The organism is Lentzea sp. NPDC060358 (assembly GCF_042725365.1).
In the GTDB taxonomy this organism is placed as follows: domain Bacteria; phylum Actinomycetota; class Actinomycetes; order Mycobacteriales; family Pseudonocardiaceae; genus Lentzea.
The window spans coordinates 1-10,564 of sequence record NZ_JBHXCW010000254.1 but is presented as its reverse complement, the minus strand read 5'-3'; the positions used below and the strand labels follow the sequence as shown (position 1 = coordinate 10,564).

Genomic DNA, 10,564 nt, shown 5'->3' with positions numbered 1-10,564 from the left:
GCCGGTGGGACCTCCCACCGGCAGTGCGGCAGCGGGGTCAGATCTTGCCCGCCGCCACGTCGGCGAGGTTCACGCGGGACGACCGGTAGTCGACCTTCACCTGCTCCGACGGCGTCGCCGACGCCTTGTCCGGGATGATCTCCAGGCTCATCGGCAGACCGTTGCCGGCGTTGACGGTCAGCATCGCGGAGCCGTTGGCGCCCTGGATGGCGGAGCCGGCGGTGAGGGTGAACGCCCGCTGACCGCCGACCTCGGTCTCGGCGACGGTCACCTCCTCGACGGTCGCGAGCAGCTTCAGCACCCCCGCGCGCACCTCGGGGTTGGACGCGCCCAGGTCCAGCGCCTGCGTGGAGCCGCTGAACAGGTGGCTGGAGATGAGCTTCTCCAGCTCCGCGCCGGTCGGACGCGGTCCAGCGGGAGGCAGCTCCTTGCCGACCTTGCGGAACGCCTCGGCCATCTTCGCGTGGCCGTCCGCCCAGACCTTCTCCGCGTCGGCCTGGCTCATCCCGATCCCCAGGGGGTTGGCCCCGGCCGTGAGCATCGCCACCTTGGCCTTCTCGACGTCACCGGTCGCGGCGAGCCGGGCCGCCGCCAGCAGGTTCCGCTCGTAGGGCTGGGCGCCGTCCTGGTTCTTGACGACCGCGGTCGCCAGGGTCTGCGCGGAGTCGCCCCGGAAGACCTGGCCGGCGTCGGTGTAGACGGTGTAGTACTCGTGCCGCGACTTGTCCTTCGCGATCTTCTCGCCGACGATCAGCGACGAGTCACCGGTCAGCGGCGCCGCCTCGAGGTCGGAGGCGAGCTTCACGAGCGGTGACTCGACCACCGGCGGCGCCGCCTGCGTCGGGGTGTCCGGGGTGCTGCCGCCCGTCGTCACCATCACCGCGGCCACCGCGACGGCCGCGGCGCCCACGACGGCAATGCCCACTCTGGGCCAGGAAAATCTCTTCTTCGGCATCACCACGACGTCCGCGGGTTCCGCCATCGCCGCGTGCAGAGCCGCACGGGCGCGGTCGTAGGCCTCCGGACTCGGTGCGGGCACGTCACTCAGCTTCGTCATCAGGTCCATCTCATCCATGAGTCGTCTTCTCACGTCGTCGGGACTCGGAGCAGCGCGGCCACCTCGGGGGCCTGTCTCAGCGCCTTGCGCGCCTGGTGCAGCAGGCGGCGGGCCGTGCCGGCCGGGATCGCGAGCACCCGTCCCGCCTCGGCGACGGTCAGGTCCTCCCACGCGACCAGCCCCAGCACCTCCCGCTCCTCGGGTTTGAGCCGGGCCAGCGCCCTGCGCAGCGACGCCTGCGCGTCCACGCGGGTGTCCACCGCGGGCCACGGGTCCCAGCCGCTCACCACCGCGCTCAGGTCCGGGGCCGGCTGTTCCTGCGGCTCGGACCGCCAGTGCCGCCGCAGCCTGTTCAGCGCGACCCCGTAGAGCCAGGGCCGGGCCTCGGGGTAGGACCGGTCGTAGCTCGCACGGGACTCGTAGGCCGCCACCCACACGTCGCCGAGGACGTCCTCGGCGGCCTGCCGCCCCACCCTGCGCGCCAGGTAGTTCCCGATCGCGGTCTCGTGGCGGCTGATCACCTCCACGAAGGCGCCGGTGTCTCCGCGCAGCGATCTTCCGATCAGTTCCGCGTCTGACGCCATGGTGCTCCTCGGGTTTCGCTCCGCCCTTGCACCCCGTCTTTGCCCACGCGCGGCCGAAGTGTTCAGGTTGCACGAAACCCGCAGGTCAGCGGTGCCGGCGCAGTCCTCGTGCCGCGGCGAACCGATCGGCGGCCTCGCTCAGGTCCACGATCGGCGGCGGGTAGTCGAGCGCGTCCCGCTCGTCCTCGGAGAGCTTCCACGGTTCGTGGACGTGCTTCGGGTCGACGTCGGCCAGTTCGGGCACGTAGCGCTTCACGTACGCGCCGTCCGCGTCGTAGCGGGCCGCCTGGGCCAGTGGGTTGTGCACGCGGTTCGGGCGGGTGTCGGTGCCCGTGCCCGCCACCCACTGCCAGTTCATCTGGTTGTTGGCGAGGTCGCAGTCGACCAGCAGGTCCATGAAGTGCTGGGCGCCGCGCCGCCAGTCGAGGTAGAGGGTCTTGCTCAGGAAGCTCGCAGCGATCAGCCGGGCGCGGTTGTGCATCCAGCCCTCCCGCGCGAGCTGGCGCATCGCCGCGTCCACGATCGGGTAGCCGGTGCGGCCGTCGCGCCAGGCCTCGAAGTCGCGGTCCGAGCGGCGCCACCGGTCGTCACGCGTGCGGTAGTCCTTCGTGGCGGAATCGGGCTTCGCGGCGAGCACCTGGTGGTGGAAGTCGCGCCACGCGAGCTGGCGGGTGTAGGCCCGCGCGCCCTCGGAGCCGGTGCCGACGCGGTCGAGCAGCTCGGTCACCGACACCGTGCCGAAGTGCAGGTGCGGCGACAGGCGCGAGGTGGCGTCGTCGGCCAGCGCGTCGTGCACCTCCGCGTAGTCGTCCACCCCGGACCGGACCCAGCTCGTCATCAGCTTGCGGCCGGCGGTCTCGCCGCCCTCGGCCAGGTCGGGCGACGTGGTGCCGCGGTGCAGGCGCTTCGGCAGGTCGCCCGCGAGGTCCGGCACGGTCAGCTTCGCGGGCGCCCGCAGGACGCCCCGGCGCTGCACGGTCTCCCACTTGCGGAAGTACGGGGTGAAGATCGCGAAGTGGTCGCCGCCGCCGGACGGGGTGAGCGACAGCGGCGGGACGGCGTTGATCGACGCGTCGTGCACGTGCAGGTCGGCGCCCAGCTCGCGCAGGGCCTCCTCGCGGCGGCGGGCGTACCGGCTCACGTCGGCGGCGACGTGGACCTCGGTGACGTCCAGCTCGCGGACGACTTTCGCGACCTCGTCGGCGAGCTTGCCCCTGCGCACCACCAGCCGGCCGCCGCGGTCGCGCAGCGCCGCGTCCAGATCGGCCAGGCAGTCGGTGAGGAACGCCGCGCGGTTGGCGTTGAAGAACGAGGACGAGACGATCGCGTCGTCGAGCACGAACAACGGCACGCACCGGTCCGCGGTGGACGCGGCGTGCAGCACCGGGTTGTCGTGGACCCGCAGGTCACGGGTGAACAGGGCGATCGAGGTCCTCACCGGTGAGCGGTACCCGGTGCCCCGCGGCGGCAACCCCGATGTCCCCCGTTCGTGAATGGACGGTTGCGGTTGCCCGAAAACGGGCAGTTCATGCGCGTGACGACCGACCACGAAGACTTGCTCCGCGGGCACCTGGACCGCGAGACGCAGGAGTTACTGGATCCCCACCACCACCGTGCGAGCGCTCATCTCGGGGACCGGCTCCTCGTCGACCCCGACCAGGTCCTCGAGAACGTCGCGATGGCGATGGAGCGCCTCGACCTCGACATCAGCACACCGGTGAGCATCGAGGAGGACGTCGCGACCCTCGAGGAGCTGGTCGCGATGGTCGACCACTTCGGCAGGGGCGCCACGCTCGTCGCCCACGTGCTCAACACGGCGGCGCGCGTCATGAACGCCCGCTACCCCGCCGAGCTCGTCCGCCACCCGCTGCCGCCCGACTGCGACCTGCGCCGGCTGTTCCACGCCGACGTCGACGAACGCAGCCAGGACGTGGCGCGGGCGGTGTTCAACCGGCGGCTCGCCGAGGTGGCGGACGTGCGGGACACCGAGGTCGCGGTCGACCTCGACAGGCTCTCGTCACAGCAGCAGATCGAGGTGTTCATGGCGGTGTTCTTCCTGTACGGCACCAAGATCGGCGCGCTGCAGAACCGGACCGGCATCCGATGAGGTGCCTCGTGATGGGCGCGACCGGGCACCTCGGGTCGCGCCTCGTCCCGCGGCTGCTCGAACACGGCCACCAGGTGGCCGTGCTCGTCCGCGACAGCGCGCAGACCACTCTCTTCCCCACCAACGTGCTGGCGCACGTCGGTGACGCCACGGACCCGCACGCCGTACGGGAGGCGTTGGCGGGCAACGAGGTCGTGTACTTCCTCGTGCACTCGCTCGACCGCCCGGACTTCGCCGACGTGGACCGCTCGGCCGCCGCCGTGCTGGCGGCCGAGGCCGAGGCCGCGTCCGTGCGCCAGATCGTCTACGTCGGCGGCCCTCGCCCCGACTCCCCCGGCCTGTCCGCGCACCTGGCGTCCCGCGCCGAGGTGGGCGACGTCGTGGCCGCCGGCCGGGTGCCCGCACTCGTGCTGCAGGCGTCGATGATCATCGGTGCCGGTTCGGCCAGCTTCGAGCTGCTGCGCTCCTCTGCGCGCCTCACGCCGTGGGTGCCCGTGCCGTCGTGGATGCACAACACGAGCAGGCCCGTCTCGGTCGCCGACGTCCTGCACTACCTCGTCGCCGCCGCCGGCCTGCCGGAGCCGGTCGGCGGCGTCTTCGACGTCCTGGGCCCCGAGCAGCTGAGCTACCTCGACCTGGTGCAGCGCTGCGCCCGCGTGCTGCGGCTGCCGGTCAGGGTGCCGCTGCCCGCCCCGGTGTGGTCGCACAAGCTCGCCGCCCAGGTCGCGGGCCTGGTGACGCCGGTGCCCGCGGCGGTCGCGGAGCCGCTGTTCGAGTCGCTGGACCACGACCTGGTGACCACCGAGCCGCCCGTCACCGACGTGCTGCCCGCCCCGCACGGCGGTCTGACCAGTGTGGACAACGCGATCCGCGCCGCGATCCCCTCCGCCGCCGAGGACACCGAGGGCGAGGTGTTCACCGAGGAGCGGACGGTGCTGACCGAGGCGCCGCCGGAGGACGTGTGGCGCACGGTCACCACGTTGGGCGGCAAGGACGGCTGGCACACGATCCCTCTGGTGTGGACCGTCCGCGGCGCGATCGACCACCTCTTCGGCGGCATCGGCCTGTACCGCGGCCGCGCCCCCGCGGTCGGCGAGGGCGACGTGGTCGACTTCTGGACCGTGGTGCACCGCGACGACGAGGCGCGGCACCTCGTACTGCGGGCGGACATGAAGATGCCCGGCCACACCCTGCTCGACATGCGCGTGGACCGCGAGGGCGACCGCACCCGCTACCGGCAGAAGGTCACCTTCACCGCCGACGGCCTGCTCGGCCAGCTCTACTGGGTCACGCAGAAACCTTTGCACGACATCGTCTTCGCCACGATGGCACGCGGAATTGTCCGAAAAGCCTGCGCCAGACCATGATCACCTGCATCATCTCCGCATGCGCAGCTCACTGTTCAACCACGAAGAGCGGTCCGTCGAGCCGGGAAGCTTCCAGCTCCAGAACGAACGCATGCTCAAGGTGGACCTCACCGGCAGCGGCGGGTTCTTCTTCGCCAAGCAGGGCTCGATGGTCGCCTACCAGGGCGACGTCGACTTCGCCTACGAGGGCGCCGGCGGTATCGGCAAGCTGTTCAAGAAGGCCTTCACCGGCGAGGGCATGTCGCTCATGAAGGTGTCGGGCAGCGGCGACGTGTTCCTGGCCCAGGACGCCGACGAGATCTTCGTGCTGTACCTGGAGAACGAGTCGGTCACCGTCAACGGCAAGAACGTCCTCGCGTTCGACAGCACGCTCACGTGGGACATCAACCGCACCGAGGGCGCGTCGATGCTCAGCGGCGGCCTGTTCAACACGACGTTCACGGGCACGGGCGCACTGGCCGTCACCGCCTACGGCACCCCCGTCGTGCTGAACGTGGACGTGCCGACGTACGTCGACATGCAGTCCGCGGTCCTGTGGTCGACCTCGCTGCAGTCGTCGATCAAGAAGACGGCGAAGCTGGGTGCCGTGATCGGCCGCGGGTCCGGCGAGGCCTACCAGCTGGCGCTGCAGGGCCAGGGCATCGTCGTGGTGCAGGCGTCGGAGGGCCACCCGGTCCCGACCGCGCAGTAGCACTCCCGCCCGGGGTGGTCACGCGGGCGACTCCGCCCGCGTGGCCACCGCCCCGCTCCGGGAGCATGATCTTCCTCCGGGACCGATGAGTTCGCGCGACCGCCGCGGTCCACTCGTCGACCCGCAACGGAAGGAAGCACCATGACCCAGCTGGTGAAGGTCCAGAACTTCGTCGTGTCGCGCGACGGGTTCGGCGCCGGCGAGGACCAGACCCTCGAGCGGCCGTTCGGCCACGCCGACCCCGGCACGATGTTCGCGTGGGCGGGCGCCACGGCGAGCTGGCCGAACCGCACCGAGCCCGGCGGCAGCCGCGGCCTCGACGACCACCTGACCCGCGACTTCGCGCACAACATCGGTGCGGAGATCATGGGCGCCCACAAGTTCAGCCCGCACCGCGGCCCGTGGGAGAACCACGACTGGCAGGGCTGGTGGGGCGACGAGCCGCCGTTCCACACGCCGGTGTTCGTCCTCACCCACCACGAGCGGCCGTCGTTCAGCCTCTCCGACACGACGTTCCACTTCGTGAACGCCGAACCGGCCGAGGTGCTCGAACGCGCCAAGGAGGCCGCGCAGGGCAAGGACGTGCGGATCGGCGGCGGCGCCACGACCGTCCGCGCGTTCCTCGACGCGGACCTGATCGACACCCTGCACGTGGCGGTGGCCCCGGTCGACCTCGGCCACGGGGTGCCGCTGTGGAAGTCGCCGGACGAGCTGCTCGACCGGTTCCACCTCGACGTCGTGCCGAGCCCCAGCGGGGTGACCCACCACCTGTTCTGGCGCAAGTAGGCACACCGGATGTAGGCATCGCGCACCGACGCGATCGCCCGCCCCCGGCGATCAGGATCGAGCCGCGGAACGCAGCCCCTCGCCGAGCCCGGCGACGTGCGGCCTGCGTGTCCGCGGCTCCTCGATCGTTCGCACAGGGAAGCGGGACCAACGCATGTCCACAGCAGTCGTGTCACGGAACTCCGGCAGGCGCTGGTGGTGGTTCGGGTGGGGGCTCGTCGCCGTGCTCGCGCTCGTCACGGCCGCCGTCTTCGTGCCGCCGTACCTGGTCGGGGGCACGACGGTGCCGGGCCTCGACCGGATCACCCCGGGCTACTACACGAGCCTCGTCATCCACGCCGTGCCCGCGGGCATCGCGCTGGTCACCGGCCCGTGGCAGTTCGTGCCGAAGCTGCGCACCCGCTACCCGCGGCTGCACCGGGTGACGGGCCGGGTCTACCTCGTCGCGGTCGTCGCCGCCTCGCTCGCGGCCGTCTACTCCGCCGCCGTGACCAAGAGCGGGTTCGCGTTGCAGGTCGCGTTCTTCGTGCTGATCGTCGCGTGGCTGTTCACCGCCGCCAAGGCCTACCGCACGATCCGGCGGGGCGAGGTGCAGCTGCACCGCGTCTGGATGATCCGCAACTACACGCTCACGTTCGCCGCGGTGACCCTGCGGCTGTACCAGCTGCCGCTGATCGCGCTGATGAACTCGGTGACGTGGCTCGAGTACCGCGAGGTCTACACCGTCAGCGCGTGGATGTCGTTGCTGGGCAACGTCCTCGTGGCCGAGTACTTCATCGTGCAGCGCTTCCTCGCGCCGCTCGCCCGGCGCAAGCAGGTGGCCGCGGGCGAGGCGTGACGCCCCACCCGCCAGAATGGACGCATGACCGGCCCCACCGACGAGGCGATGATCGGCAGGCACGGCGAGCGGCGCCGTGTCGGCGAACTGGTCGCCGCCGCGCGGGAGGGCCGGGGCGGGGCGCTGGTCCTCGGCGGTGAGGCGGGGATCGGCAAGAGCACGCTGCTGGCGCACGCGGTGCGGGCGGCCGGCGGATTCCAGGTGCTGCGGGCGGGCGGGTCCGAGTTCGAGCAGGAGCTGCCCTACTCCGCGCTGCACCAGCTGTGCGTGCCGCTGCTCGACCGGCTCGACGCGCTGCCCGAGCACCGCCGCGAGGCGCTGCGGACGGCGTTCGGGCTGGCCGGCGGCACGCCGCAGCCGTTCCAGGTGGGGCTCGCGGTCCTCGAGCTCGTCACTGCCGTGAGCGGCGACCAGCCGGTCCTGTGCGTCGTCGACGACGTGCAGTGGCTCGACGCGGCCTCGTCCAGGGCCCTCGCGTTCCTCGCCCGTCGGCTCGGTTCCGACCCCGTCGCCGTGGTGCTCGCGCTGCGCTCGCCGGCCGCGGCCGGCGAGATGACCGAGCTGCCGTGGCTCGACGTCGGGCGGCTGAGCGACCACGACGCCAAGGCCCTGCTCACCGCGCGCAACCCGTTCCCGCTCGACGACCGGGTCCGCGACCGGCTCGTCGCCGAGGCCAACGGCAACCCGCTCGCGCTGCTGGAGCTGCCCCTGGCCGGCGGTTTCGTCCCGCCCGCCGCGGCGTCGGTGCCGTCGCGGATCGAGGAGAACTTCCGCGCGCGGCTCGCGGACCTGTCCGACGGGGCGCGGCTGCTGCTAACCGTCGCGAGCGCGGACCCGACGGGCGATCCGGCCCTGCTGTGGCCCGCGGCGGAGGCGCTGGGCGTGGACGTGCCGCCGGCCAGCGCGGACGCCGCCGCCACGGGCCTGGTCGAGTTCACCGCGCGCATCCGCTTCTGCCACCCGCTCGCGCGGTCCGCGGTCTACCGGGCCGCGCCGGACGGGGTGCGGCGGTCGGTCCACGGCGCGCTGGCCGACGCCACCGACTCGCTCACGGCGCCGGACCGCCGGGCCTGGCACCGCGCCCAGGCGTGCGCGGGCCCGGACGAGGAGGTCGCGGTGGACCTGGAGCTCTGCGCCTCGCGGGCCCGGTCGCGCGGGGGCGTCGCCGCGGCGGCCGCGTTCCTCGAACGGGCCGTCGCCCTGTCGCTGGACCCGCACAGCCGGCTCGAACGCACGCTGGCCGCCGCGGAGGCCTGCATCGAGGCGGGCGCGGCCGACCGCGCGGAGGACCTGCTCGCGACCGTCGAGGACGCCGCTCTCGACGAGGTCCAGCGCGCCCGCGCCGACCTGCTGCGCGGCCGGATCGCCTTCACCAGGCCCGGAGACGGCAGCGGCCCGTCGTGGACGGTGAGCGCGGCCCGGCGGCTGTCCGCGGTGGACCCCGACCAGGCGCGCGACTGCTTCCTCGACGCGCTCGAGATGAGCTTCGTCGTCGGCCGCCCCGGCGGTGTCGTCGACGAGGTCCTCACCGCCGCCAGGGCCTCCGCTCCCGCGCCGAGCCGGCCGGACCTGCTCGAGGCCCTGCTCACCCTCGCCGAGCAGGGCCACCACGCGGGACTGCCCCTGCTGCGCGGCGCGCTGCACGACGAGGGCGGTCCGCTGTGGAGCCGCCGCCCGGCGCTCGCGTCGATGATCAGCACCGAGCTGTGGGACTTCGACCTGCACTTCACCATCGCCGACTGGCTCGTGAAGGCGGGCCGCGAGTCCGGCTCGCCGTTGCTGCTGCAGCTCGCCCACGCCCAGCAGGCCACGGCCGCCACGCTGGCGGGCGACCTGGGCGGGGCGTTGGCGGCGACGGCCGAGGAGGAGGCGATCGCCGACGCCGTGGGCGAACCGCGGCTCCTGCACCACCGCCTCCAGCTGGCCGCGCTGCGCGGCCGGCGCGAGGAGACCCTGGACCTGATCGCCGCGGGCGCCACCCCCGGCGGGCACGTGGCCAGCCTGCACTGGTCGGCCGCCGTGCTGCACAACGGCCGCGCCGAGCACCCGGCCGCGCTGGCCGCCGCCCGTGCCGCGACGGAGCACAACGACCTCTTCCTCACCGGTGCGGCCCTGCCGGAACTGGTCGAGGCGGCCGTCAAGTGCCAGGAGCACGCGGAGGCCGCCCGCGCCCTGGAAGCGCTGACCAAGCGCACGGAGGCGGCGGGCACGACGCTCGCCCGCGGCGTCACGGCGTACGCCCGCGCCCTCGTGACCGGGATCGAGGACGACCACGCCGAGGCCGTCGAGTGCCTGGCCGACACCCCGCTGCGCCCCCACCTCGGGCGAGCGCACCTCGTCTACGGGGAGTGGTTGCGGCGCAAGGGACGCCGCAAGGACGCCCTGCGCGAGCTGGGCACGGCCCACACGATCCTCGGGGCGTGCGGCGCCGAGGCCTTCGCCGCGCGCGCGGCCGACGAACTGCGCGCGGCGGGCCAGCGCGTCGAACGCCGCTCCACCCCCGCCGCCCACGAACAGCTGACGATGCAGCAGGTGGCCGTCGCGCGGCTGGTGGCGGCGGGAGCGACGTCGAACGAGGTCGCCACGGAGCTGTTCATCAGCAAGCGCACCGTGGACGCGCACCTGCGGGAGATCTTCCGCAAGCTCGGCGTGACGTCGCGGCGGCAGCTGCGCGACCACCCCGGAGTGCTCGGCGAGTCCTGATGACACCGGCCCCACCAGGCACGACGAGAATCAGCCGCATCGGCGGGCGGGGCTCGACGCGCACGTCCGCCTTCGCCGGCGTGGCCGAGGCGGTGACGGCCGCGGCCGCCCGAGCAGCGGTTCCCACTGGGCGCGCGGCGAGATCGAGCGATTGATGTGATGAACGCCAAAAACACGTGTCGCCGGCGCCGGTTGAGGGCATCCGAGCTGTAGACGTTCGCACCTGAGGTTCAGGTGTCGGGGAAGGACAACATGGGTGCCGATGACAAGCTCGAAGCCAAGGGCGACCAGCTCAAGGGCAAGGTCAAGGAAGGCATTGGCGACGCGACGAACGACCCCGGCCTGCAGGCCGAGGGCTCCGCGGAGCAGAGCAAGGGCCACCTGAAGGAGGCCGTCGAGAAGGTGAAGGACGCATTCAAGAAGGACTGACT

The 10,564-nt window shown here is 72.7% G+C and carries 10 protein-coding genes; 7 read left to right on the top strand and 3 right to left on the bottom strand.

Going from position 1 to position 10,564, the window contains the following annotated elements; all coding sequences use genetic code 11:
- Positions 1-37: 37 nt before the first annotated feature.
- From ACFWGZ_RS34750 to ACFWGZ_RS34740, 3 genes are all read right to left on the bottom strand, one after another.
- Positions 38-1,057, bottom strand: a complete 1,020-nt coding sequence (locus ACFWGZ_RS34750; protein WP_382455824.1) for a hypothetical protein — start codon at positions 1,055-1,057, stop codon at positions 38-40.
- 29 nt (positions 1,058-1,086) lie between these two features.
- Entirely contained in the window at positions 1,087-1,641 is a 555-nt protein-coding gene (locus ACFWGZ_RS34745) for an RNA polymerase sigma factor (protein WP_382455823.1), read from the bottom strand.
- An 85-nt stretch (positions 1,642-1,726) separates the two neighbouring features.
- Entirely contained in the window at positions 1,727-3,079 is a 1,353-nt protein-coding gene (locus tag ACFWGZ_RS34740; protein WP_382455822.1) for a cryptochrome/photolyase family protein, read from the bottom strand.
- Positions 3,080-3,169: 90 nt separating this feature from the next.
- Between ACFWGZ_RS34740 and ACFWGZ_RS34735 the strand changes: the two genes are divergently transcribed.
- The 7 genes from ACFWGZ_RS34735 to ACFWGZ_RS34705 all read left to right on the top strand — a co-directional run bounded on the left by ACFWGZ_RS34735 (position 3,170) and on the right by ACFWGZ_RS34705 (position 10,562).
- On the top strand, positions 3,170-3,748 hold the full coding sequence (locus ACFWGZ_RS34735; protein ID WP_382455821.1) for a hypothetical protein: 579 nt from the start codon (positions 3,170-3,172) through the stop codon (positions 3,746-3,748).
- 11 nt (positions 3,749-3,759) lie between these two features.
- Entirely contained in the window at positions 3,760-5,115 is a 1,356-nt protein-coding gene (locus tag ACFWGZ_RS34730; RefSeq protein ID WP_382455820.1) for a DUF2867 domain-containing protein, read from the top strand.
- A gap of 19 nt (positions 5,116-5,134) precedes the next feature.
- Positions 5,135-5,806, top strand: a complete 672-nt coding sequence (locus ACFWGZ_RS34725; RefSeq protein ID WP_382455819.1) for an AIM24 family protein — start codon at positions 5,135-5,137, stop codon at positions 5,804-5,806.
- 141 nt (positions 5,807-5,947) lie between these two features.
- A complete protein-coding gene (locus ACFWGZ_RS34720; RefSeq protein WP_382455818.1) occupies positions 5,948-6,592 on the top strand; it encodes a dihydrofolate reductase family protein in 645 nt (214 codons plus the stop codon).
- A gap of 154 nt (positions 6,593-6,746) precedes the next feature.
- Entirely contained in the window at positions 6,747-7,430 is a 684-nt protein-coding gene (locus tag ACFWGZ_RS34715) for a DUF2306 domain-containing protein (protein ID WP_382455817.1), read from the top strand.
- 24 nt (positions 7,431-7,454) lie between these two features.
- Complete coding sequence (locus ACFWGZ_RS34710) at positions 7,455-10,133, top strand: ATP-binding protein (protein ID WP_382455816.1); 2,679 nt, start codon at positions 7,455-7,457, stop codon at positions 10,131-10,133.
- Between the two features lie 252 nt (positions 10,134-10,385).
- On the top strand, positions 10,386-10,562 hold the full coding sequence (locus tag ACFWGZ_RS34705) for a CsbD family protein (protein ID WP_382455815.1): 177 nt from the start codon (positions 10,386-10,388) through the stop codon (positions 10,560-10,562).
- The last annotated feature ends 2 nt before the right edge of the window (positions 10,563-10,564 follow it).